The organism is Vibrio sp. 10N.261.51.C6 (genome assembly GCF_041471785.1).
Classification (GTDB): domain Bacteria; phylum Pseudomonadota; class Gammaproteobacteria; order Enterobacterales; family Vibrionaceae; genus Vibrio; species Vibrio crassostreae_C.
This window is the reverse complement of record NZ_JBFRPB010000071.1, coordinates 12,825-36,006: the sequence shown is the minus strand read 5'-3', so window position 1 is coordinate 36,006 and position 23,182 is coordinate 12,825. Positions and strand designations below refer to the sequence as shown.

The following is a 23,182-nucleotide window of genomic DNA, read 5'->3' as shown; positions in this document are numbered from 1 at the left end:
TTTAAATTGTTAAAGAGCTTAGCTTCTTAAGCGTTCCTTTTAAGTAAGGAGCCTCTCGAAGTGGACGGCCATTCTAGCGAATTAACATTCAGTGTCAAACACTTTTTGAAAATTAATTTTTTGTCGCTTTCCGTCTTACTGATTCTTGCTGAAGCCTTGTGGCGTCTGCCGTCTCAGTGGTGTCGCATTATAGGGAACCCTCTCAGCTTAGCAACTACTTTTTCATGAAAAATGAATAAATAGGGGTTAACTGCCTAATAGTTCACCTAAACGTAAAAAAGAGAGCATTTCTGCTCTCTTTTTGCTCAAAATCTAAGGGTATTGTTAGATAAATGCGTAAGCATCAGCGTACATATGGTCACGCTTTGCTTCTTTATTCTGAGTAAATAGGTCTCTTGCAGCGCCCGCCATTTCAAAACGACCTGCAATATAGATATCGAAATCAGCTAATGATTCGAAACTTTGCATAACAGCCTCAAGCACATTACCTGTTTGGCCATGCCAAACTTCCGGTGCTTCTTCTACTACCGGTACAAAGTGCACATTGCTATGCTTTTCTGCAATGCCAACCAACTCTTCTTTAGCATATAACTGGCACTCATCTTTTGCGCCCCAGTATAGGTAGATCTCTTTCGAGCTATTTTGCGCGATGCAGTGATCAAGAATAGAGCGCACGTAGCTGAAACCCGTGCCACCAGCAATAAGTAATAGAGGGCGATCGCTTTCTTCTTTGATCCAAGCATCTCCGTGTGGAGCATCAATCGCAATATCGCCATCTTCAGCTTGTGCCTTCTTCATCGCTTCAACCACTTCTAGTGCGTAAGCGTTGTGCTCGGCAGCACCAATGTGCAGCTCAAGCTCACCTTCGTGGCGGCAAGGGCTACTTGCGATAGAGAATGGGCGCTTATCTTTCTCGCCCATTTCAACCATCAGGTACTGGCCCGCTTTAAAAGCGACCGGTGTTTCTGGGTGAAGTAGGATTTGGTAAGTATTACAAGCCAAAGGCTCGATAGACTTCACTTTACATTTAATAGTCATGTTCTTCCTCTTACTAACCCTTAATCGGCAAAGGTTAGAACTAAATTACTTTCTGCAAATGCTTGGCAAGCAAAAATCCAGCCTTGTTGCTGCTCTTTCTCTGTGAGCATGGGTTCAAGGTGGTAACTCACTTGCCCTTCTAATTTTTTGCACATACACATTGCGCATGCGCCAACTTGGCAACGGTTTGGGAAATAGATATCGCTGTTGAGCGCAGCATCCAAGACCGTTTGCCCTTTTTCTACTGTGAAACTGATGTTTTCTGGGTATAAGACTACTTGGTAGCTCATGAAATTCCTAGCTGTTCCCAGATGCTATCAATCTTTTTCACAACATCAGGATCTTTTGTGATTGGTACACCCCACTCACGCAGGCATTCACCTTCCCACTTATTGGTCGCATCGAGACCCATTTTTGAGTGTCCAGTTTCGTTCTGCAGGAATAACGTATCTCTCGCCGGATCCATTCTTGTCGTTACAGCCCAAATGATGTCATTCCAATCACTCACATTGACATCGCCATCACACACGATAACAAACTTGTTCTCATCAAATTGAGACCAAACCGCTTCCATGATTTTCTTACCATTACCGGCAGCTTGCTTATCAATAGACACCATAACCATGCTGGCATTGTCGTTTTGCAGGTGAACATCAATAATTTCAGGATGAACCTTGGTTAACTCAGCCAAGCTACCCTCAATATGTTCACTATTTACAGGTGCTGTTTGGACATCTGGCGATAACGCTAACTCTGCGTCCCACTTCTTAGTAATATCTAGACCCATCTTAGAACCTAACCCAACCACGGGTGAGGCAAAATCCAATGAATCGATCGGCGTGTTCTCTATCATCAGGCTATCGCGTGACGGATCCATATGTTCGCACATCGCTGCGGTTACTTGAGACCAATCACGTGCATTCACATCTTCATCACACACCAATACAAATTTGGTGTACATGAATTGGCGTAAGAAAGACCATACACCCATCATCACTCGCTTAGCGTGACCTGGGTATTGCTTCTTCATGGTCACGACTGCCATTCGGTACGAACAACCTTCAGGCGGTAGATAGAAATCTTCAATCTCTGGGAACTGCTTTTGAAGAATAGGCACAAACACTTCATTTAGCGCAACACCCAATACCGCTGGCTCATCAGGTGGACGGCCAGTATAGGTGCTGTGATAGATAGGGTTCTCGCGCATGGTTACATGAGTAATAGTAAACACATGGTGCTTTTCTTTCTCGTTGTAGTAACCAGTATGATCTCCGTAAGGCCCTTCATCTGCGAATTCATTCGGGTCGATGTAACCTTCCATCACGATTTCTGCACTTGCGGGAACTTCTAAGTCGTTGCTGATTGATTTAACGACCTCAGTTTTACTACCACGTAGTAAGCCTGCAAACGCGTACTCAGATAAACTATCCGGCACTGGCGTAACCGCACCAAGAATGGTGGCAGGATCAGCACCAAACGCTACCGATACTGGGAATGGTTTCCCAGGGTTAGTTTCCATCCAATCACGCAGATCCAATGCTCCACCACGGTGGGCTAACCAACGCATGATGATTTTATTCTTGCCGATCTTCTGCTGACGATAGATACCTAAGTTTTGGCGTTTCTTGTTTGGACCACGAGTAACCGTTAAACCCCATGTTAGCAATGGCGCGACATCATCAGCCCAACAGCTCATCACAGGGATTTTATCTAGGTCGACGTCATCGCCTTGCCATACCACTTGTTGGCAAGCCGCTTTGCGAAGGCGTTTAGCTGGCATGTTTAAGACTTGCTTAAACACAGGTAGTTTATCAAGAGCGTCTTTAAAGCCTTTTGGTGGCTCAGGTTCTTTTAGGTAAGCAAGCAACTTGCCCACTTCACGCAGTTCTTTGACTTCTTGACGTCCCATACCAATAGCAACCCGATTAGGTGTACCAAATAGATTGGTCAAAACGGGCATGTCATAGCCTACTGGATTTTCAAACAAAAGAGCCGGGCCACCAGCACGTAGAGTACGGTCGCTAATCTCGGTCATTTCGTAGTCTGGATCGACTGGGTGAGAAATGCGTTTCAACTGACCAATACTTTCAAGATGGTCGATAAAATCACGTAAATCTTTAAAACTCATAGGACTTCTACATGCTGATTATTCTGCGCTCAGTATATCAAAAAGGGTGACGCTGAGGTCCCCCTTTTTAGTGTGGTTATTGAGAGGCAAAATCCACTTTACGGTAATGCTTGCTCGATCAAAGAACTCTTCACCTGAGGGTTATCATTGACAAGATCTTGCAACCATCGCGTATGACCTTGTTTGGCGAGTTCACGCGCAACTAATGGTGCTTCATCAGCAATCGCCATCCTAGAGACAAGGAACAGCTTCACCTCTTCTGATAACGGGTTAACTTTGGTAAGCAAAGTAATCGCTTCATCTTTCAAACGCGGGTTCTTAGTCGCTGCCATCACCTGTTCAAGCGCGAACGTTTGTTTGGTTTCAGCAAGGCGAACTAGCTCAGCTTGGCTATGATAATCGGCCTTCATTCGCCATAGAATTTTGTAAACCTCTGGGTCTTCGCTCACTTGCGCTAATCGAACCACCACCTCAGTAGAAGGTAACCAACTAACAATAGAAGATGCGGTGAGTTGCTTAGTTAGGTAATCAACCGCTTCAGGAGACAAACTGTCTAGCTCTCTAATGAGCAACGCTTCTCGCGTTTGAACTTGATGTTCAGATCCAGATAACCACTCTTTTAGGTCGAGTTCCTGTTTCTCTGCATCTAGCACAAATACCAATGTCTTCTGATCTTGACGCCATTGTTTAATAAGGCGATTAGCAATTGAAGGGTAATTAAAGGCAGGTACCGTAAACTCATAGCCATCGCCACGTTCTAAGACTTGATAAGTGGGCGTGATAGCAAGTTGCTGCTCGATGAAGATAGACATCTTGGGTGTGAGTACGATTTTTTGCTGTTCAAGCTTCTTCAAGAGTTGGTAACGAGCCACCTCTTGCTGGGGAAATGTCAGGCGCTCAAGCGCAAAGCGTAGCGAATTGACTTCGTCACGTACGACAAGCTCGAGTAGTTCAGCAGTTTTCAGTTTTACTTGATCATTCTCAAGCCAAGACTCTACTGTAAGTGGAGACATCTCGGTGGCATAGCTCATACCAACCGGTGAAAATAACAGTGAAGTAGACAGGAGTAATGATGACAACAGTCCATGTTGCATTTTAACGTCCTTGTAACACTTTTGCTCATTCTGCAAGCTGGCGCTACAAAATGCAAATAAAAAGCGCCACCCGAGGGCAGCGCTTATTAAATACGATCAGCTAATCAATATTACTGACGACGCATTGCGTCAAAGAACTCATCGTTCGTTTTCGTCATTGCTAGCTTGTCGATAAGGAATTCCATTGCGTCGATTTCGCCCATTGGGTGAACAATCTTACGCAGGATCCACATCTTCTGTAGTTCATCGTTCTTGGTAAGAAGCTCTTCACGACGAGTACCAGAGCGGTTGAAATCAATCGCTGGGAATACGCGTTTTTCAGCAATCTTACGGTTAAGGTGCAGTTCCATGTTACCTGTACCTTTGAATTCTTCGTAGATAACTTCATCCATCTTAGAACCAGTATCAACCAGTGCTGTTGCGATGATCGTTAAGCTACCGCCTTCTTCTACGTTACGTGCCGCACCGAAGAAACGCTTTGGACGATGTAGAGCATTCGCATCAACACCACCAGTAAGAACTTTACCTGATGAAGGAATCACAGTGTTGTAAGCACGAGCTAGACGAGTAATAGAATCCAGTAGGATAACTACATCTTTCTTGTGTTCAACAAGGCGCTTCGCTTTCTCGATAACCATTTCTGCAACTTGTACGTGGCGAGATGCTGGCTCATCGAATGTTGAAGCAACTACTTCGCCTTTAACTAGACGCTGCATTTCTGTTACTTCTTCTGGACGCTCATCGATAAGTAGAACCATTAGTTCACACTCAGGATGGTTACGTGCAATGCTTTGAGCAATGTTTTGCAGAAGCATTGTCTTACCCGCTTTAGGCGGAGCAACAATCAGACCACGCTGACCTTTACCAATTGGAGATGCAAGGTCAAGAATACGAGCCGTAATATCTTCAGTCGCACCATTACCCGCTTCCATCACCATACGTTCGTTAGCGTGAAGAGGAGTAAGGTTTTCGAAAAGAATCTTGTTACGTGCGTTGTCTGGCTTGTCGTAGTTAACCGTGTTTACTTTAAGCAGTGCAAAGTAACGCTCACCGTCTTTAGGTGGACGGATTTTACCGCCAATAGAGTCACCTGTACGTAGGTTAAAACGACGAATTTGGCTTGGTGATACGTAGATATCATCTGGGCCAGCCAGGTATGAACTGTCGGCGCTACGTAGGAAACCAAAACCGTCTTGAAGAATTTCTAGAACACCATCACCAAAGATGTCTTCACCACTTTTTGCATGCGCTTTAAGGATGGAGAAGATAATGTCTTGTTTTCTTAGGCGAGCTTGATTTTCAAGACCTAAGCTTTCGCTAAGTTTAACAAGCTCAGACACAGGTCTGTTCTTCAGTTCAGTAAGATTCATAGTGGTGGAAGTTTGTTTAGTCAAAATAGGATCTGTTTTCTTAAGTTAAGAAGGATTTGGTCACAGGATCGACCAAGAAGAGAAATTCGTTCAATTAACGTGCGATAAATTAGCACTAAAACTAAGACTAGTCCATAGCTTAGAAAAAAACAAAACCGCGCATTTGTTAACTGCACGGTTTCTTTTCAAATGCTGACCTGATTAAAGGTTAGCGTCTAAGAACTCTTTAAGTTGAGTTTTAGATAATGCACCAACTTTAGTCGCTGCTACGCCGCCATCTTTGAAAAGAAGTAGCGTTGGAATACCGCGAATACCAAACTTTGGTGGAGTACCAGCATTTTGGTCGATATTTAATTTACCGATTGTGAGCTTGCCTTCGTACTCGTCTGCGATTTCATCAAGAATCGGCGCAATCATTTTACATGGACCACACCATTCTGCCCAAAAATCAACAAGAACAGGGCCTGCAGCATTGATTACATCGTTATCAAAACCGTCATCAGTTAGCTGCAAAATCTTATCACTCATCTTCCACTCCAATGTATTTTTTAGAACTGGTTGGATGATAACCAGTAAATAGATGCCCTATTGGAATGTATTTACTTTCGTATTGCAAGCTTAAGCTGATATTCTATAGCAATGAAAAAGACGCATATCACAGAGCAAAAGTTCGCCGACTTGGATTTACTTCCGCAAGTCATTGAAGGATTGGAGAAAAAAGGGTTCGATTATTGTACCCCTATCCAAGCCTTGGCGCTCCCGGTACTGCTCACCGGCCAAGACATTGCAGGCCAGGCCCAAACGGGTACTGGTAAAACGCTTGCGTTTCTTACTGCTACTTTTAACCACCTGCTAAAAACATCTGAGCATGAAGGGCGTAAGCCTAACCAGCCACGTGCGATTATTATGGCACCAACGCGTGAACTCGCGATTCAGATCTACAACGATGCTGACTCTCTGGTTGAAAGCACAGGTATCAAGGCAGCACTTGCTTACGGTGGCGAAAGCTACGACAAGCAACTAGGTAAAATCGAAGAAGGCGCAGATATCTTAATTGGTACGACTGGCCGCATCATCGATTTCTACAAGCAGAAGGTATTTAACCTTAACCACATTCAAGCTGTTGTTCTTGACGAAGCTGATCGCATGTTCGATCTTGGTTTCATCAAAGACATCCGCTTCTTGTTCCGCCGTATGCCTGAGCCAAAAGATCGCCTGAACATGCTGTTCTCTGCGACATTGTCTTACCGCGTACAAGAGCTAGCGTTCGAACACATGCACAACCCAGAGCATGTTGTTGTTGAGCCAGAGCGTAAAACAGGTCACCGCATTCAGGAAGAGCTGTTCTACCCATCAAACGAACACAAAATGGCACTGCTGCAGACTCTAGTTGAAGAAGAGTGGCCAGAGCGCGCTATCATCTTCGCTAACACTAAGCACAAATGTGAGTCTGTTTGGGGTCACCTAGCTGCAGATGGTCACCGTGTTGGCCTGCTAACTGGCGATGTTCCTCAGAAGAAACGTGAAAAGATTCTTGAGCAATTCACTAAAGGTGATGTTGACCTGCTTGTCGCAACCGACGTTGCAGCACGTGGTCTACACATTCCTCAAGTAACACACGTATTCAACTTCGACCTACCTGATGACTGTGAAGATTACGTTCACCGTATCGGCCGTACAGGTCGTGCTGGTGCAAGTGGTCACTCGATCAGCTTTGCTTGTGAAGATTACGCAATCAACTTGCCACCAATCGAAGAATACATTGAGCACGCGATCCCTGTGTCTGACTACGATGCTTCTGCACTGCTAGAAGATCTACCAGCACCATTGCGCTTACGTACACGTAACCCGCAACAACGCCGCTCAAACAACAATGGCCCACGCAACGGGAACCGTAAACCAAACCAGAACCGTCGCCCACGCCAACCGCGTCATAACAAGGAAGCTTAGTCGCTTATGAGTCAAACAGTGTCACCCCCGCTTTACGCTGCAATCGACCTCGGGTCGAACAGTTTTCATATGCTCGTTGTGCGTCATATCGATGGCAGCGTACAAACCATGGCTAAAATTAAGCGCAAAGTGCGTTTAGCTGCAGGCTTAGATGAAAATAATGCGCTTAGTACAGAAGCCATGCAGCGCGGTTGGGACTGTTTGAGTCTCTTTGCAGAGCGACTGCAAGATATTCCGAAAGAAAATATCCGCATTGTCGGTACAGCGACCCTACGTACTGCTATCAATGTGGATATATTTCTAGAGAAAGCGAACCAGATCCTTGGTTACGACATCAATGTTATCTCCGGAGAAGAAGAAGCTGCGACTATCTATAAAGGCGTAGCACACACTTCTGGTGGCAGCGGCCGCCGACTGGTTGTTGATATTGGTGGCGCAAGCACCGAGATGATCATTGGTGAAGGCTTCTCAGCGAAAGCACTAACCAGCCTAAAGATGGGCTGTGTTACTTGGCTTGAGCGCCACTTTAAAAACCGCCAATTAACCGCTACCAACTTTAACAACGCCATTGAAGCGGCGAAGTCGACGTTGGCTCCTATCCTAGATAGCTACACTGATATCGGATGGGATGTGTGTGTGGGCGCCAGCGGTACCGTTCAAGCACTGCAAGAGATCATGTTGGCGCAAGGCATGGATGAAGTGATTACTCATGCCAAACTTAAGCGTCTACAGAAACAAGCGATGATTACTGAGCGCTTGGAAGAGCTAGAAATCGAAGGACTTACCCTTGAACGCGCATTAGTGTTCCCGAGTGGCCTTTCCATTCTTATTGCTATTTTTGAGTTGCTTGAAATAGATTCAATGACACTCGCAGGCGGCGCACTCCGTGAAGGCCTAGCCTACGAGATGGTTGATGAGCTTCGCCAAGAAGATATCCGAGCGCGTACCATTAAGAGTGTTCAATCACGCTACCAAATGGACGTAAGCTACGGTGAACAAGTTGCTGTAGTCGCACAAACGCTGCTAGACCAAGCGGGCGCCGAAGCGTGGGTTTCAGAACCTCAAGCTGGTGTGCTATTGCAAACGGCAGCTAAGCTTCACGAGATTGGTTTAACCATCGATTTCAAAAAAGGCGGTGAGCACAGCGCTTATCTGCTGCAAAACTTAGACCTACCTGGCTTTACTCGAGCGCAAAAGCACTACTTGGGTGAGTTAACTCGTCGCTACCGTGAACAGTTAACCTCATTACCAGAGCAACACGCTATCTCAGGCACCAGCAGCAAGCGTATTTTACGTATTCTGCGTTTAGCTATTTTGCTGACCCACCGTCGTAACCCAGCGCTAGAGCCTGAGTTCAAACTGACGACGAATGACAACAATCTAACCCTAACGCTTTCTAAGCAATGGTTAGCTGACAATCCGCTGACCGCTGCAGAGCTAGAGATCGAGTCGAATAGACAAACCGATATTGGCTGGCCATTGAATATTAAATGCCTCTGATATTAGTATCTGACGCTAGAAATTAAAAAAAGCCCAAGTTAGTAGACTAACTTGGGCTTTTTCTTATCGCTGCATTAATGCTTTGTGTTACAAATCTCAAACTTAAGCGTTCACGCCTGTCGCTTTAAAGTCAGGGTTCACTGCGGTTAGCTTTCTAACAATGTAGTTAAGAAGCACGCCGTACATAGGCACGAACAAGCCTAAGCTGATGATAAGTTTGAATCCGTAATCGACTAAGGCAATCTCAGTCCAATGCTCGGCCATAAATGGATCTGGGCTTTGGTAGAAAGCAATCGCAAAGAATGCGATGGTATCAATGGCATTACCGAATAACGTTGAGCATGTTGGGGCTACCCACCACTGTTTAAGCTGACGTAGGCGGTTAAAAACATGTACATCCAAGATCTGACCCAGTAAATAAGCCATGAAGCTCGCCGCGGCGATACGTGCAACAAACAAGTTGAACTCACCTAGTTGGCTAAAGCCTTGGAATGAACCTTCAAAGAACACCACTGACAAGAAATAAGAAACGGCCAGAGCTGGTAGCATCACTAAGAAAATGATTTTACGGGCAAGCTGCGCGCCAAAAATGCGTACGGTCAGATCGGTCGCTAGGAAGATAAACGGGAAAGTGAAAGCACCCCAAGTGGTGTGCATACCGAAGACGGTAAAAGGTAGCTGAACCAGATAGTTGCTTGACGCAATAATCACCAAATGGAACAAAACTAATAGTGCTAGGGCTTTGCGCTGTTGCGCAGGGGTAAAGTTACTCATGCTGTACCTTTTTAGTTTGGTTTGGGGGTGAGGGAACCCAAATCGAGTCATTTCTTCGAATAATCCAAGAAAGCTCTTACCAATAATGTGAATTAAAAATGTTTCTATAATTTGCTCTATTGAGCGGCGGGCGATTATACATTAATCAATATTGGCTGCAATGGTGAGAACAAACGCAAACGTTTATCCTCACTTTTATTGGTGAATAGCGCTAGAAGCTGTGCTTTAGAAGCTATGCCTAAAGTTAAAAACCGCGCTTGAAAAGCGTCGCGAGATAATCAAACTCTTCTCGGCTTTCTTCAGCGTTTAACGACTCAAACCAAATTGATTCACTGTAATGCTCAGACTTTAAGAACATTCGGCAATCTTCAAAATCAATCAACCAAGAATGCATATCGGCGTCCCATTGCTTTTCAACAACTGACGCTGACAACAACGCCACCAGCTTTTCACCTAGCACTTCATAAGAATCAAAATCAAAACTTGGAGACGTAATCAATAAACGCCCTTCCTCAGCTAAATACTCTCTTAAGCCAAATTCTGTTTGTGTTGTCATGTCCCTATCAACCTTATTCTTTTTCTATTAGTTAGACGTTTCTCGCAAACTAGCCGTGTGTGGTGATGTGTTCTTGAATCAGATCTAGGAATGGGTCTGCGTACTTATCCAGTTTACGTTGACCGACACCGTTGACTGCCAGCATTTCTCCGTATGAAGTAGGTAGTATTTCAGCCATATCAATCAAGGTCGCGTCGCTGAATACCACATATGGTGGCAAGCCATCTTCATCAGCAATCGACTTACGCAGCTTACGCAGTTTCGCAAACAGCTTCTTATCGTAATTCTTGCTGCTTAACTTATCGGACTTAGCATTACGCACCGCTGTATCTAAACGAGGAACAGCCAATTCCAAAGACATCTCACCGCGCAGCAGCGGGCGGGCTTCTTCTGTTAGCTGTAAAGTTGAGTTACGAGTGATGTTCTGGAACAGCAAGCCTTTATGAATCAGCTGACGGAAGATACTGATCCAGTAATCATGACTGTGATCGCGGCCAATACCGTAGGTAGATAGCTTATCGTGACCATTATCGCGGACACGGATGTTCTGCATACCACGCATCACTTCGACCACGTAGCCCATACCAAACGACTGATTCACACGGTACACACAAGACAACGCCTTTTGCGCTTCTTGGGTCGCATCAAAATGCTTAGGTGGATCGAGGCAGATATCGCAGTTGCCACATTGCTTCTCGCGATATTCGCCAAAATAGTTAAGCAGAACCTGACGACGACACGTTTGCGCTTCAGCAAAGGCACTCATCGCATTCAGCTTGTGCATCTCAACTTGTTTCTGTGGGCCTTCTTCTTTCTCGTCTAGCATACGACGCAGCCAACCCATATCAGCCGGGTCAAACAGCATCATCGCTTCAGCAGGCAAACCATCGCGACCTGCACGACCGGTCTCTTGATAGTAAGACTCGATATTGCGTGGGATATCAAAGTGCACCACAAAGCGTACGTTGGGTTTGTTGATGCCCATACCGAAGGCAACAGTCGCGACCACGATCTGAATATCATCGCGTTGGAAGGCTTCTTGAACGTAAGCACGCTCATCGGTGTCCATACCAGCGTGATAACCCGCGGCGCGAATACCGTTATTGCACAGCTTCTCGGTCACCATCTCCACTTTTTTACGGCTACCACAGTAGATGATGCCGCAATTGCCCTTTTGTGTTTCTAGGTAGCGAACCACCTGTGACACGGGTTTGTGCTTCTCAACCAGGTTGTAGCGAATATTAGGGCGATCAAAGCTGCCTAAGTAGGTGTGCGGATCCAGGAGCTGTAAGCGCGAGATAATATCTTTGCGCGTCGCATCATCAGCAGTTGCTGTGAGCGCCATGTAAGGCACGTGCGGGAAATATTGTTTAAGTTGACCTAATGATGCGTATTCCGGACGGAAGTCATGCCCCCATTGAGAGATACAGTGCGCCTCATCCACCGCAATCATCGAAAGCGGTAAACCTTGAAGACGTTCGATAAAGTCGCGCATCAACACTCGCTCTGGCGACACATAAACCATCTTCAGTTGACCTGAGTTCATGCGATTAAACACACTCATCAGCTGGTCACGTGGCATTGAAGAGTTAATGCACTCAGCGGCAACACCATTGGCCTTCAATTGGTCGACTTGGTCTTTCATCAGCGAGATCAGCGGTGAGATAACCAGAGTAAGCCCTTCACGAACTAAAGCCGGGATTTGGTAACACAAAGATTTACCACCACCCGTAGGCATTATCACCAAGCTATCTCGGCCTTGAACAGCCAAATCAATGACCTCTTGCTGACCATCGCGAAAGCTTTGATAGCCAAACACATCTTGTAAGATGTTTTGCGCATCATTCGCGGGAGTTGGTGTTTGCTCAGCAATCAGAGTGGCGGTCATTGTGGTTCCTAATCGAGGTATAAAGTCAGCATGCGGCATTGGCAAGCAAGTCGCACATTGTAGAGTGGAATGCTGGTGAATTAAACCGCAAATTGTTAGGTGAAAAGGGTTATCGCTCCTATACTGACCAACTCTCTTATAAATCTTATTAATAAGCACTCAGTGCTAGAGAAAGATGCATGACACAGGAAGAACAACAACGTACGCGCCAAGGAGTTTTGCTTGCCGTCGGCGCTTACACAATGTGGGGTATCGCCCCTATATATTTCAAATCTTTAAGTGACGTTTCCCCGTTAGAGATCCTCAGCCACCGTGTAGTATGGTCTTTTTTCCTACTCGCTTTCTTACTGCACATTGGCCGCAGCTGGCGTAAAGTCCGCGACACCTTGACCTCAAAACCAAAAATGCTCTATTTGGTAGCGACGTCTATTTTGGTGGGTGCTAACTGGCTGATCTTTATCTGGGCGGTGAATTCCAATCACATGCTCGATGCCAGTTTGGGGTATTACATCAACCCTCTGATTAACGTGTTACTTGGGATGCTCTTCCTCGGCGAACGCTTACGTAAGCTGCAATGGTTTGCTGTGGCTCTTGCTGCGATTGGCGTATTAATCCAATTAATTGCCTTCGGCTCAGTACCGATCGTCGCCATTGCCCTAGCCTTTAGCTTTGGCTTTTATGGCTTGCTGCGTAAGAAAGTCAGCTTAGAAGCACAAACGGGTCTGTTCATTGAAACTCTGGTGATGCTGCCTCTCGCCGCAACCTACTTACTGTTTATTGCCGATAGCCCGACCTCAAACTTATCGATGAACCCGATGCAACTCAACCTATTACTGGTTGCTGCCGGTGTGATCACCACGGTTCCATTACTGTGTTTTACTGGTGCTGCAACTCGCTTGAAGCTATCGACACTCGGTTTCTTCCAGTACATCGGTCCAAGTTTGATGTTCTTACTGGCGGTTCTGATTTACGGTGAAGCCTTTACCTCAGATAAAGCGATTACCTTTGCTTTCATATGGGGAGCACTGGTTATTTTCAGCTTTGATGGCCTGCGTAACAACAAGAAGAACAAACGCGCTAAACAGTGATACTGATCGTTTTTTACAAGACAATCCCTTAATACGCAGATAAGCTTGGTTGAATTGATGACTATTTGACCAAGCTTTTTTGTACCATGGATAAAGTCCACTACTACTCTACCCCAACAGAAGATATCAGCCTGATCCAAGCTCAATACCAAGAGTTTGCCTTTCAACGCCACTATCATTTGGACTTTCACATCGGCTTAATTACCCAAGGGCAGCAAAAGTTCGCCTACAAAGGGGCGAGCCACCATGTCGGTGCAGGCCAAGTGGTTATCATGCCACCTGATGAGCTGCATGATGGGCACTCCAAACTCGATTCAGGTTATCAAGTCAGTGTGTTTGCAGTTTCTCCTCAATGGTTTCAAGATCTTGCCGATCCCAAGCAAAATGGTCACACATTAGGCTTTTCTGAGTTAATCCTCTCCGATCAAGCTGCGTTTTTACAATTACGCAACTTACACGGCCTGTTAATCAATCAAAGCATCAGCCAACTCGCTCAAGATTGCTTACCATTCGAGGGGTTCTCAACGATTGTCGATCGTTATGCAAAATTTGGATCGAAGAGTGACATCAAACTGGGTAATCAATCGATTAATACACTCAAAGACTATTTGATGGCGAATTTGGACCAGCCAGTGCGATTAGAACAACTGTCTGAGCTGTGCGGCTTAACCACAACTCAATTCCAACGCCACTTTAAGAACAGAATGGGCATCACCCCTTACGCGTGGCTGAGCCGTTTACGTATGGAACAGAGCATGCGCCTGATTAAATCTGGGATCTGTGGTACTAAAGTCGCGCACCAAGTAGGCTTCTATGATCAAGCACACTTCTCCAAGGCATTCAAAACCACATTCGGCGTACCACCCTCACAAATCAACTAAGTGTTGATAATTTACAATTGCTCGATTTCAAATCGCGGTAAGCTACGCTCAATACGATTACTTATTTAATAATAGCGGCAACGTTATTGAGAACTGACATGAACGAAGTCACCATACTGATCACCCTCGCCTCTATCCATTTCATCGCTTTGATGAGCCCCGGCCCTGACTTTGCGTTAGTCGTGCAAAATGCGACACGCCACGGCAGACAAACAGGCTTGTACATTGCGCTTGGTTTATCTTGCGGGATCTTACTGCATTCGTTGCTCAGCCTGACGGGAATCAGTTATCTAGTCCACCAGCAACCAACCCTATTTGCCATTATCCAATTGGCTGGCGGTAGCTACTTGCTGTATTTAGGCTACGGTGCACTAAAAGCAACCTGGCAACTCATTCAGAACCACGACGATGACGCCGATACCGTCAATTCCAAAGATCTGATTCTCACGAATAAGCGTCAGGCATTTTCGAAAGGGTTTGCGACCAATATTCTCAACCCAAAGGCTTTGGTGTTTTTTATCAGCTTGATGTCGAGCTTAGTGCCTGCCGACATGTCACTTTCAGGCAAAGGGTTTGCACTGCTGATCCTGTTCGGCCTATCACTGTTCTGGTTCTCTCTATTAGCGTGGATGCTTTCTACGAAGGCACTACAAAAGAAGCTGAGTGAAGCGACGGTCTACATTGATGGCTTATGTGGCGTGGTGTTCAGCCTAATTGGCGTCAGTATTCTTTGGCAGTCGCTGTCTGGTCTAATCGCTTAAATTCGAATCAAGATTACAATTCGTTAACAACGCACTGGCTATCTTATCTTTCCACTGCCAATCTAGCTCTGCATATGAAAAGGAGAAGATCATGCAGTGGAAAACAAAACTAACAACCCTCGCCACTTCTACCCTACTTTTTGCCTCTCACGTCAGTTGGGCAAATCAAGCTGCCGATTCCGTCGCTCCCGAACAAAGTAGTGGTTTAGAAACCAAACAACTCGTAAAAGCTAACGACTGGATGGTCACCGCGGCTAACCCTCTGGCGACCCAAGCAGGCGCCGATGTACTTGCTCGTGGTGGTAACGCGATTGATGCCATGGTTGCCGTGCAACTGATGCTTGGCTTAGTTGAGCCGCAATCGTCAGGTATTGGTGGTGGCGCGTTCCTTGTTTATTTTGATGGCAAGGACAAGCAACTCAAAACCTACGATGGCCGTGAAACTGCACCACTTGATGCCACACCACGTCTATTCCAAGACGAAAACGGACAACCGCTTAAGTTTTACGAAGCTGTGGTTGGCGGTCGTTCTGTTGCCACGCCGGGCACGGTGCAATTGCTGTGGGACACTCACCAGAAATACGGCAAGCTCGAATGGGCATCACTGATTAAACCTATCGCTCAGCTGGCTGAAGAAGGTTTCACCATCAGCCCACGTTTAGCCACCTTGATTGAGAATGACCAAGAGAGACTAAGCCGCTTTGCCACTACCAAAGCCTACTTCTTCAATGCTGATGGCAGCCCGAAAGCCGCTGGCACGCAACTTAAGAACCCTGAATACGCGGCAACGTTAAACGCTATTTCGAAGAACGGCGCTAAGGCCTTCTATCAGGGTGAGATCTCTGCCGACATCATTAACACAGTACAAACAGCGAAAGGTAACCCGGGCGTATTAGCACAGAAAGACTTCGACGCTTATTCGATCAAGCAGCGCGAGCCGGTTTGTTCTGCTTATGAAAGCTACCAAGTGTGCGGAATGGGTCCACCAAGTTCAGGTGCATTAACGGTTGGGCAGATTTTAGCGATGACCGAGCAGTTTGACCTCAAATCATGGGGACCAAACGACGCGAAATCTTGGCAAGTGTTAGCAGACGCTTCTCGCCTAGCCTTTGCAGACCGTGGTATGTACATGGCGGATCAAGATTATGTGCCAATGCCTACCCAAGGGTTAGTGAATACTGACTATTTGCAGGAACGTGCTCAGTTAATTACCGCAGGTAAGGCATTGGCAAGCGCATCTTCAGGCACACCGCCGTGGGATCACGCGATGCAGAGAAGCCAAGATGTTTCTATTGAATTGCCGTCCACCAGCCACTTCAATATTGTCGATAGCGATGGCAATGTCGTTTCGATGACCACCACCATTGAGAATGCCTTTGGCTCACGCTTGATGGTTAGAGGTTTCCTACTCAACAACGAACTGACGGATTTCTCATTCAAGACCCATAACGATGATAAGCCTATCGCCAACCGACTTGAACCGGGTAAGCGTCCGCGCTCTTCAATGGCACCGACCATCATCATGCAAGGCGATAAACCTTACATGGCGATTGGCTCTCCCGGTGGCAGCCGTATCATAGGTTATGTAGCACAAGCGATCATTGCGCATACCCAATGGGACATGGATATTCAGCAAGCCATCAACCAACCGCACTTCCTAAACCGCTTCGGTACTTTAGATTTGGAAAAAGGAACATCGGCGGAAAACTTCAAACCTGAGCTAGAAAAGATGGGATTTGAGGTCAACGTTCGCGATCTTAACTCGGGTTTACACGCTATTCGCATCACAAAAGATGGTCTAGAAGGTGCTGCAGACCCTCGCCGTGAAGGTGCAGCTATTGGCCAATAGGGAATAATCCTCCCTTTTTACTCGCAGCCTTGTGCGAGATCTCTCACAAGGCAGTGAGTAAATATCGATATTTGATGACGAAATTAGTCACCCACAAACCGTAACCGATTGAAATTAAACAATACGTACATTTATCATTCAAATAATTATATAGAAATTCGCTTATGCACCATTGCTGATAAATAAGGAATCGGTAATATGAATGGTGTCGGAAGGATGCTGACACGGAACAGGAAACGCCAAGGACTTGGTTATCTTCAGGATGAAGATTCGATTACTCAGGATGAATAATCGGCATGGATAGCGAAATGGACATTGAATGGACGCAATAGTAACTAGGATGGTTGCTACTAAGGAAAGACAATGGACACCTCTGGACGAGGAAAGGACTGAACATCAGGATGATGTAAAGGACACCGCTCAAGGAACAAGTGACGCGCGCTAACGAGGATTGTTGGCAGATCAGGATAAGATCAAGGACACCGCTAGGAAGGCGACGAAAGGAATACGCTGAAGGATAACAGCACACTATCATGGATTTGATGCATGGAGCACACTTAGTAGCCGGATTGCTGCGAGTAAGACTATAGACCCCGATGAGCGCAAGCTCTCGGGGTTTTTCTTTATCTGTCGTCTCACCTTTTCTTCATCTAAAACAAATAAATCAAAGACCTTTGATTACAATTCTGACATTTAAACCATTCACTTCTTAACCACTTCCGAGTAACGTAAGTCTTACTAGGCTCAACTAGTTTCATAACCATAATTAGATTAAGGACAAATTCATGTCACACGTTACCTTCAAAGGCGCTGCTGTACCGCTAACTGGCACATGCCCACAAACTGGCGAACAGGCACCAAGCTTTGCACTTACTGCAGGCGATCTTTCTGCACTGACTCTTGCTTCTCTTGCAGGCAAGAAAGTGGTTCTAAACATCTTCCCAAGCATCGACACTGCAACTTGTGCAACGAGCGTACGTACGTTCAACGCAAAAGCGGCAGAACTTGAGAACACGGTGGTTGTTTGTATTTCTGCTGACCTACCATTTGCTGCGGGTCGCTTCTGCGAACTAGAAGGCATTGAAGGCGTTCAACACGCTTCGACTTTCCGCTCTCCTACATTCGCATCAGACTACGGCGTAGCGATTGCTGAAGGCCCACTAGCAAGCCTAACAACGCGTGCAGTTGTCGTTGTGGATGAAAAAGGTGTGGTAACACACAGCGAGTTGGTTGCAGAGATCACTGAAGAACCAAACTACGAAGCGGCACTTGCAGCACTGTAAGATCCCCTCTAGTCAGTCATGTATTGTGATCGCTTAAGGCGGTACACAATAAAAAAGAGCAGCCATTGGCTGCTCTTTTTGTTTTCAATAATGAACGGTTATTAGATGCTGAAGTAATAGATTAAAGCTGCTCTAAACGCGCGTAAGCCGTTACTAACCACTTAATCCCTTCACCGTTAAACGCCACTTGAACTCGACTCTGTGGGCCACTTCCTTCGAAGTTGATGATAGTGCCTTCGCCAAACTTAGGGTGCTTCACGCGAGAACCCAAGCTAAAACCAGTTTCATTGAAGTTCTCTTTCACAGCGGTTTGACTAAAGCGACCACTGCTTGCAGGGCGACTGACTTGCGCTTTCATACGCACTTCATCCAGACAGGTTTCTGGTAGCTCACGAATAAAGCGGGATGGTTTGTGGTACTTGTCTTGCCCGTACAAGCGGCGCATCTCTGCGTAAGTGATGTACAGCTTCTCCATCGCACGAGTCATGCCCACGTAACACAGGCGACGCTCTTCTTCTAAACGCCCTGCTTCTTCCGCAGACATCTGGCTTGGGAACATGCCTTCTTCGACACCCACCATGAATACCATGGGGAACTCTAGGCCTTTGGCACTGTGCAGAGTCATGAGCTGAACCGCGTCATCAAACTCATCAGCCTGACCTTCACCTGCCTCTAACGCTGCGTGCGTTAAGAACGCCGTCAGCATGCTCATCTCATCCGCTTCTTCCGGTTTTTCAAACTGACGCGTTGCCGTTACTAATTCTTCCAAGTTCTCAATACGTGCCTTCGACTTCTCGCCTTTCTCTTGCTCGTACATCGCAAACAGACCCGACGATTTGATCACGTGGTCAGTTTGCTCATGCAGGCTAAGCTCTAGCGTGTCGTCTTCTAGCGCATTAATCAGTTCGATAAAGCGACTCAATGCACCCGCAGCACGACCGGGTAGCACTTGCTCTTCTATCAAAGCAACACTTGCTTCCCACATGGTTGCACCACGATCACGCGCTGCAAGACGAATCGTTTCTAACGTTTTATCACCCAAGCCACGCGTTGGCGTGTTGACCACACGCTCAAACGCCGCATCATTACCGCGATTGCTCATTAGGCGCATGTAGCTCAAGGCGTCTCTAATTTCTTGACGCTCGAAGAATCGCATGCCGCCGTAGATTCGATAAGGTAGACCACCTTGGATAAGCGCTTCTTCAAGAACACGAGACTGGGCGTTATTACGATAAAGCATTGCCGTATCTTCTAGCGCGCCGCCTTTCTCCTGCCACTCTTTGATTTTGCTGACCGTGAAACGCGCTTCATCGAGCTCGTTGTATGCTGAGTACACAGAGATTGGCTCGCCATCGTTACCATCGGTCCACAACTCTTTACCCATACGCTCGGTGTTGTTCGAGATAAGCTCGTTCGACGCCTGCAGAATGGTTTTGGTTGAACGGTAGTTTTGTTCAAGTCGAACCGTCGAAGCACCTGGGAATTCATCCAAGAACTTCTGAATATTTTCGATCTTCGCACCACGCCAACCATAGATAGATTGGTCATCATCGCCTACGATCATCACGCGACAATCTGGGCCAGCCATCATGCGAAGCCAAGCGTATTGGATGTTGTTGGTATCTTGGAATTCGTCGACAAGGATATGCTTAAAGCGTGCTTGGTAGTGCTCTCGGATGTGTTTCTTATCGCGTAATAGCTCATGCGATCTCAGCAAGATTTCCGCAAAGTCGACCAAGCCAGCACGGTCACATGCTTCTTGGTAAGCAGAATAGATCTTTAACCACGTTTGAGTTATTGGATCATGGTAGGCGTCAATGTGACTTGGGCGTAATCCCTCGTCTTTCTTACCATTGATCCACCAAGAAGCTTGCTTGGCAGGCCACTGCTTTTCATCAAGGTTTTGCGCCTTGATTAAGCGGCGTAGCAAACGAATCTGATCATCAGAATCAATGATCTGGAAATCTTCTGGCAGTTTTGCATCTAGGTAGTGAGCACGAAGGATGCGGTGACAAATACCGTGGAAGGTGCCGTTCCACATGCCTGACGAACTACCCATCATCAACTCTTCAATACGACCACGCATCTCTGCTGCCGCTTTGTTGGTGAAGGTAACCGACATAATAGAGAACGGCGATGCTTGCTCTACGCTTTGCAGCCAAGCAATACGATGCACCAACACTCGCGTTTTACCACTGCCTGCACCTGCCAGAATAAGTAGGTTTTCTAAAGGTGCCGCGACCGCCTCACGTTGTTTATCGTTTAGGCCATCGAGTAAAAGCGAAGGATCTATCATTGGATATGCTCACTACTGGGTATTTATACATAAAAGTTGATTATAACCTAAACACTAGGCTGCGTTTAGGATAATAAGAAGAAAAAACAATCAAAAATTAACATCATTAATTCAATAACTTAAGAGGTGAAACATCATTAATGTTGATATTTTTTATAATGCCGTGAAATTATTTCCCGGTTGTTCCAATCCTTTTTAGTAAGCAAGTTAACAATCCATTAACCTGCGATATGAAAATACTATTAAGTCCTAGAGGGAATGACTATGAAAAATTCTAATCTTGCTGTTACAGCTGCAATCACAAGTGTACTAGCGTTCGGCGGTGCAGTTCTTACATCAGCACCTGCGGAAGCAGCAGCAAAAGAAAAATGCTACGGCGTGGCAAAAGCTGGCCAAAATGATTGTGCAACCAAAACAAGCTCATGTGCGGGTACAGCAAAAGAAGACAACCAATCCGATGCGTTCGTAGTCGTACCTAAAGGGCTATGTGGCAAATTATCAGGTGGTAACACTCAATCATCATAATTGAGCTGCTTAGTATGGTGAGCTGACACTCAGCTCACCTCCACTTCTTATTAGGAGAATCGTTGTGACTCAAACTCTTCACCCCAACACAGGGGTTGGCCTTAGAACACCGCACTTGGACTTCTTTAGCCAAAATCCAGCCTTAGTAAGTTGGTTAGAAGTTCACAGCGAGAACTACTTCTTAGCTCAATCACCGCAACGACAACAACTCAGAGAAATTCGTCACGCACACAACATCAGTTGTCACGGTGTTGGGTTGTCGCTAGGTTCTGTTGAGCGCATCAATCAACATCATCTTGTGCAATTAAAAGAGCTCATTGATGATATCGAACCCTTCTTGGTTTCTGATCATCTCAGTTGGAGTCAGACAGGTGGTCATTACTTCAATGACTTGCTACCGCTGCCTTACACAGAAGAAGCATTGGAAGTCTTCTGTCGTAATGTCATCGAGGTTCAAGACAGCTTGCAACGCCCGATGTTGATTGAGAACCCATCGAGCTACCTATCCTTCAAGCATTCTACTATTCCTGAGTGGGAGTTTTTGGCTGAGGTACAAAAGCGTACTGAGTGTCGCCTACTGCTCGATTTCAATAATATTTTCGTCTCATCTTTTAATCATGGCTTTAGTTGTGAAGAGTACTTAAACGGAATACCAGCAGACAAAGTTGAAGAGATTCACTTGGCAGGTTTTACCAAAAAGAAGCTTGAACAAGGTGAGATCTGGATAGACACACACAGTAAACCTGTCTGTGACGAAGTGTGGAAACTCTACACTGACTGGGTTGCACAACATGGTTTGCGCCATACCTTGATTGAGTGGGATCTCGATATCCCAGAGCCACAAGTTTTATTGGCTGAAGCAACCAAAGCCAGTGATATCTTGTATCAACACGACAAGTTCAACCAAAGGAGTCGCGCCTCATGAGCCACTCCCTAGCAGAGGTTCAATTGGAGTTTGCTAACGCCCTACGCTATCAAAACAATGGTGAGTACTGCGACATAGTGAGCGACCATTTTACCGATGAACAACGCATCCAGATTTACCGTAATAACTTTGTGATCAGCTTGAGCGAAGTTCTGGCAGCAACCCACCCACTCACTGAAATGTTGGTTGGTGAAGAGTGCTTCCAACAGATGGCTCGTCAACATGTCTTACATTATCCATCGACCTCTGGTGATGTCAGTGGTTACGGTGAACACTTTGAACAGACTATCCAAGCCTTTCCTGCCGTTATTGAGGCTGCACCTTATCTCGGTGAAGTGGCTTTGTATGAATGGCAGAAAGATAGCTTGGTAAGGTTTTCGTCACAAGCACATGTCGACCAGATACCTCTTTCTTGCCTTGCAGATGTACCACAAGAGCAACAAGGCGCTTTAGTCTTTCATCTCAAAGATTCAATAACACTGATTCATTCTAGTTACACGATTATCGCGCTTGAACACGCCATCTATCAGCAGCAACTTGATGGGCTAGACATCAACCAAGCTGAATTTGGGGTGTTAATCCGAGCTGAGAATTCACAGGTTGAGAGCCATAGTTTGAGTGAAGAGAGCCACCAACTCCTCACTGAATTGCAATCAGGTCGAACACTCTCAGCAATCGATCCTTTATTACTACAACATCTGAATACTATTATGGCGCTAAACGTCATCTCAGGTTTTTCAATCAATGCCGAATTGGAGGCATAACATGGATAACAACACAGTCACGAACATGATGGCTCAATACGACAGTTTGATTGAGAAATCACAGGCACTTTTTGTTCCAGTGCTTCTACTATTTTGTCGCCTTTGGGTGGCGTGGGTATTCTTTAATTCTGGACTCACCAAGATAGCTACTTGGGATAGCACGCTTTACTTGTTTGAATTGGAATACCAAGTGCCACTGCTACCTTGGGAATTGGCTGCTTACATGGGCACTGCCGCTGAGTTAATTCTACCGATGTTTTTAGCGCTCGGTTTATTAACACGACCTATGGCTGCGGTGTTGTTCGTTTTCAATATCATTGCTGTCGTGTCTTACCCTGTATTGTGGGATCAAGGCTTCTACGATCATCAGCTTTGGGGGTTAATGATTCTTATCGTTGTCGTGTGGGGCGCAGGACCATTCTCACTTGATAGAGTTTTGAAAGCGCAGTTCAGGAATTAAAATAAGTTTTCACCTCTTTTGAACTGCTAAAGCTAAATGCTACAGCCCAAAC

21 protein-coding genes are annotated in these 23,182 nt (G+C 45.9%); 11 read left to right on the top strand and 10 right to left on the bottom strand.

The genetic code is table 11. The features are described from left to right. Positions 1-324: 324 nt before the first annotated feature. The 6 genes from fre to trxA all read right to left on the bottom strand — a co-directional run bounded on the left by fre (position 325) and on the right by trxA (position 6,158). Entirely contained in the window at positions 325-1,038 is a 714-nt protein-coding gene (gene fre, locus AB4375_RS19260; protein ID WP_017059251.1) for an NAD(P)H-flavin reductase, read from the bottom strand. A gap of 20 nt (positions 1,039-1,058) precedes the next feature. Continuing rightward, positions 1,059-1,328 carry a 2Fe-2S iron-sulfur cluster-binding protein gene (locus tag AB4375_RS19255; protein ID WP_008224727.1) on the bottom strand — a complete coding sequence of 90 codons (270 nt, stop codon included), beginning with the start codon at positions 1,326-1,328 and terminating at the stop codon, positions 1,059-1,061. Continuing rightward, complete coding sequence (gene ubiD, locus AB4375_RS19250; protein WP_372052332.1) at positions 1,325-3,166, bottom strand: 4-hydroxy-3-polyprenylbenzoate decarboxylase; 1,842 nt, start codon at positions 3,164-3,166, stop codon at positions 1,325-1,327. The genes AB4375_RS19255 and ubiD overlap by 4 nt, the downstream gene beginning before the upstream one ends. Before the next feature lie 98 nt (positions 3,167-3,264). Further along, positions 3,265-4,260, bottom strand: coding sequence for a hypothetical protein (locus tag AB4375_RS19245; protein WP_017059249.1), 996 nt, complete (start codon positions 4,258-4,260; stop codon positions 3,265-3,267). 110 nt (positions 4,261-4,370) lie between these two features. Beyond that, positions 4,371-5,630, bottom strand: coding sequence for a transcription termination factor Rho (gene rho / locus AB4375_RS19240; RefSeq protein ID WP_017062978.1), 1,260 nt, complete (start codon positions 5,628-5,630; stop codon positions 4,371-4,373). Between the two features lie 201 nt (positions 5,631-5,831). Beyond that, positions 5,832-6,158: a thioredoxin TrxA gene (gene trxA / locus AB4375_RS19235; RefSeq protein ID WP_010440700.1), complete on the bottom strand. Its 327-nt coding sequence runs from the start codon at positions 6,156-6,158 to the stop codon at positions 5,832-5,834. Between the two features lie 111 nt (positions 6,159-6,269). On the opposite strand from trxA, the gene rhlB reads away from it, so the two are divergent. After that, entirely contained in the window at positions 6,270-7,580 is a 1,311-nt protein-coding gene (gene rhlB, locus AB4375_RS19230; RefSeq protein WP_017062979.1) for an ATP-dependent RNA helicase RhlB, read from the top strand. A 6-nt stretch (positions 7,581-7,586) separates the two neighbouring features. Then, a complete protein-coding gene (gene gppA, locus AB4375_RS19225) occupies positions 7,587-9,080 on the top strand; it encodes a guanosine-5'-triphosphate,3'-diphosphate diphosphatase (RefSeq protein WP_017062980.1) in 1,494 nt (497 codons plus the stop codon). Positions 9,081-9,182: 102 nt separating this feature from the next. On the opposite strand, the gene AB4375_RS19220 is transcribed toward gppA, so the two are convergent. The 3 genes from AB4375_RS19220 to recQ form a co-directional block, all read right to left on the bottom strand. Beyond that, complete coding sequence (locus tag AB4375_RS19220; RefSeq protein ID WP_017061333.1) at positions 9,183-9,854, bottom strand: 7-cyano-7-deazaguanine/7-aminomethyl-7-deazaguanine transporter; 672 nt, start codon at positions 9,852-9,854, stop codon at positions 9,183-9,185. A gap of 244 nt (positions 9,855-10,098) precedes the next feature. Next, positions 10,099-10,410, bottom strand: a complete 312-nt coding sequence (locus AB4375_RS19215; protein WP_017061332.1) for a DUF3630 family protein — start codon at positions 10,408-10,410, stop codon at positions 10,099-10,101. Positions 10,411-10,459: 49 nt separating this feature from the next. Beyond that, the gene (gene recQ, locus AB4375_RS19210) at positions 10,460-12,298 is read right to left on the bottom strand and encodes an ATP-dependent DNA helicase RecQ (protein WP_372052330.1); all 1,839 of its coding nucleotides are present in this window, start codon (positions 12,296-12,298) and stop codon (positions 10,460-10,462) included. A 179-nt stretch (positions 12,299-12,477) separates the two neighbouring features. Here recQ and rarD point away from each other — a divergent pair, with 179 nt between their 5' ends. From rarD to tpx, 5 genes are all read left to right on the top strand, one after another. Continuing rightward, positions 12,478-13,386 carry an EamA family transporter RarD gene (gene rarD / locus AB4375_RS19205; protein ID WP_017061330.1) on the top strand — a complete coding sequence of 303 codons (909 nt, stop codon included), beginning with the start codon at positions 12,478-12,480 and terminating at the stop codon, positions 13,384-13,386. Positions 13,387-13,472: 86 nt separating this feature from the next. Beyond that, a complete protein-coding gene (locus AB4375_RS19200; protein ID WP_017065745.1) occupies positions 13,473-14,267 on the top strand; it encodes an AraC family transcriptional regulator in 795 nt (264 codons plus the stop codon). A 98-nt stretch (positions 14,268-14,365) separates the two neighbouring features. Next, positions 14,366-15,028 carry a LysE family translocator gene (locus tag AB4375_RS19195; protein WP_372052328.1) on the top strand — a complete coding sequence of 221 codons (663 nt, stop codon included), beginning with the start codon at positions 14,366-14,368 and terminating at the stop codon, positions 15,026-15,028. A 91-nt stretch (positions 15,029-15,119) separates the two neighbouring features. Continuing rightward, positions 15,120-16,877 carry a gamma-glutamyltransferase gene (gene ggt / locus AB4375_RS19190; RefSeq protein ID WP_372052327.1) on the top strand — a complete coding sequence of 586 codons (1,758 nt, stop codon included), beginning with the start codon at positions 15,120-15,122 and terminating at the stop codon, positions 16,875-16,877. Between the two features lie 785 nt (positions 16,878-17,662). After that, positions 17,663-18,160 (top strand): thiol peroxidase, encoded by a 498-nt coding sequence (gene tpx / locus AB4375_RS19185; protein ID WP_372052325.1) that lies wholly within the window; start codon positions 17,663-17,665, stop codon positions 18,158-18,160. Between the two features lie 121 nt (positions 18,161-18,281). On the opposite strand, the gene uvrD is transcribed toward tpx, so the two are convergent. Continuing rightward, entirely contained in the window at positions 18,282-20,456 is a 2,175-nt protein-coding gene (uvrD, locus tag AB4375_RS19180; RefSeq protein ID WP_017069607.1) for a DNA helicase II, read from the bottom strand. A gap of 264 nt (positions 20,457-20,720) precedes the next feature. Between uvrD and AB4375_RS19175 the strand changes: the two genes are divergently transcribed. From AB4375_RS19175 to AB4375_RS19160, 4 genes are all read left to right on the top strand, one after another. After that, entirely contained in the window at positions 20,721-20,981 is a 261-nt protein-coding gene (locus AB4375_RS19175; protein ID WP_004736650.1) for a DUF2282 domain-containing protein, read from the top strand. Positions 20,982-21,045: 64 nt separating this feature from the next. After that, the gene (locus AB4375_RS19170; protein ID WP_372052323.1) at positions 21,046-21,906 is read left to right on the top strand and encodes a DUF692 domain-containing protein; all 861 of its coding nucleotides are present in this window, start codon (positions 21,046-21,048) and stop codon (positions 21,904-21,906) included. Further along, complete coding sequence (locus AB4375_RS19165; RefSeq protein WP_372052321.1) at positions 21,903-22,670, top strand: DNA-binding domain-containing protein; 768 nt, start codon at positions 21,903-21,905, stop codon at positions 22,668-22,670. Before AB4375_RS19170 ends, AB4375_RS19165 begins: the two co-directional genes overlap by 4 nt. 1 nt (position 22,671) lies before the next feature. Beyond that, positions 22,672-23,130: a DoxX family protein gene (locus AB4375_RS19160; protein ID WP_017061322.1), complete on the top strand. Its 459-nt coding sequence runs from the start codon at positions 22,672-22,674 to the stop codon at positions 23,128-23,130. Positions 23,131-23,182 lie beyond the last annotated feature (52 nt).

Bases quoted from the DNA above. Each gene is read 5' to 3' on its own strand.
- rarD (WP_017061330.1), top strand. From the start codon at position 12,478: ATGACACAGGAAGAACAACAACGTACGCGCCAAGGAGTTTTGCTTGCC.
- ubiD (WP_372052332.1), bottom strand. From the start codon at position 3,166: ATGAGTTTTAAAGATTTACGTGATTTTATCGACCATCTTGAAAGTATT.
- AB4375_RS19255 (WP_008224727.1), bottom strand. From the start codon at position 1,328: ATGAGCTACCAAGTAGTCTTATACCCAGAAAACATCAGTTTCACAGTA.
- gppA (WP_017062980.1), top strand. From the start codon at position 7,587: ATGAGTCAAACAGTGTCACCCCCGCTTTACGCTGCAATCGACCTCGGG.
- AB4375_RS19200 (WP_017065745.1), top strand. From the start codon at position 13,473: ATGGATAAAGTCCACTACTACTCTACCCCAACAGAAGATATCAGCCTG.
- AB4375_RS19175 (WP_004736650.1), top strand. From the start codon at position 20,721: ATGAAAAATTCTAATCTTGCTGTTACAGCTGCAATCACAAGTGTACTA.
- uvrD (WP_017069607.1), bottom strand. From the start codon at position 20,456: ATGATAGATCCTTCGCTTTTACTCGATGGCCTAAACGATAAACAACGT.
- AB4375_RS19195 (WP_372052328.1), top strand. From the start codon at position 14,366: ATGAACGAAGTCACCATACTGATCACCCTCGCCTCTATCCATTTCATC.
- rho (WP_017062978.1), bottom strand. From the start codon at position 5,630: ATGAATCTTACTGAACTGAAGAACAGACCTGTGTCTGAGCTTGTTAAA.
- AB4375_RS19245 (WP_017059249.1), bottom strand. From the start codon at position 4,260: ATGCAACATGGACTGTTGTCATCATTACTCCTGTCTACTTCACTGTTA.
- AB4375_RS19165 (WP_372052321.1), top strand. From the start codon at position 21,903: ATGAGCCACTCCCTAGCAGAGGTTCAATTGGAGTTTGCTAACGCCCTA.
- AB4375_RS19160 (WP_017061322.1), top strand. From the start codon at position 22,672: ATGGATAACAACACAGTCACGAACATGATGGCTCAATACGACAGTTTG.
- trxA (WP_010440700.1), bottom strand. From the start codon at position 6,158: ATGAGTGATAAGATTTTGCAGCTAACTGATGACGGTTTTGATAACGAT.
- fre (WP_017059251.1), bottom strand. From the start codon at position 1,038: ATGACTATTAAATGTAAAGTGAAGTCTATCGAGCCTTTGGCTTGTAAT.
- rhlB (WP_017062979.1), top strand. From the start codon at position 6,270: ATGAAAAAGACGCATATCACAGAGCAAAAGTTCGCCGACTTGGATTTA.
- AB4375_RS19215 (WP_017061332.1), bottom strand. From the start codon at position 10,410: ATGACAACACAAACAGAATTTGGCTTAAGAGAGTATTTAGCTGAGGAA.
- ggt (WP_372052327.1), top strand. From the start codon at position 15,120: ATGCAGTGGAAAACAAAACTAACAACCCTCGCCACTTCTACCCTACTT.
- recQ (WP_372052330.1), bottom strand. From the start codon at position 12,298: ATGACCGCCACTCTGATTGCTGAGCAAACACCAACTCCCGCGAATGAT.
- AB4375_RS19220 (WP_017061333.1), bottom strand. From the start codon at position 9,854: ATGAGTAACTTTACCCCTGCGCAACAGCGCAAAGCCCTAGCACTATTA.
- tpx (WP_372052325.1), top strand. From the start codon at position 17,663: ATGTCACACGTTACCTTCAAAGGCGCTGCTGTACCGCTAACTGGCACA.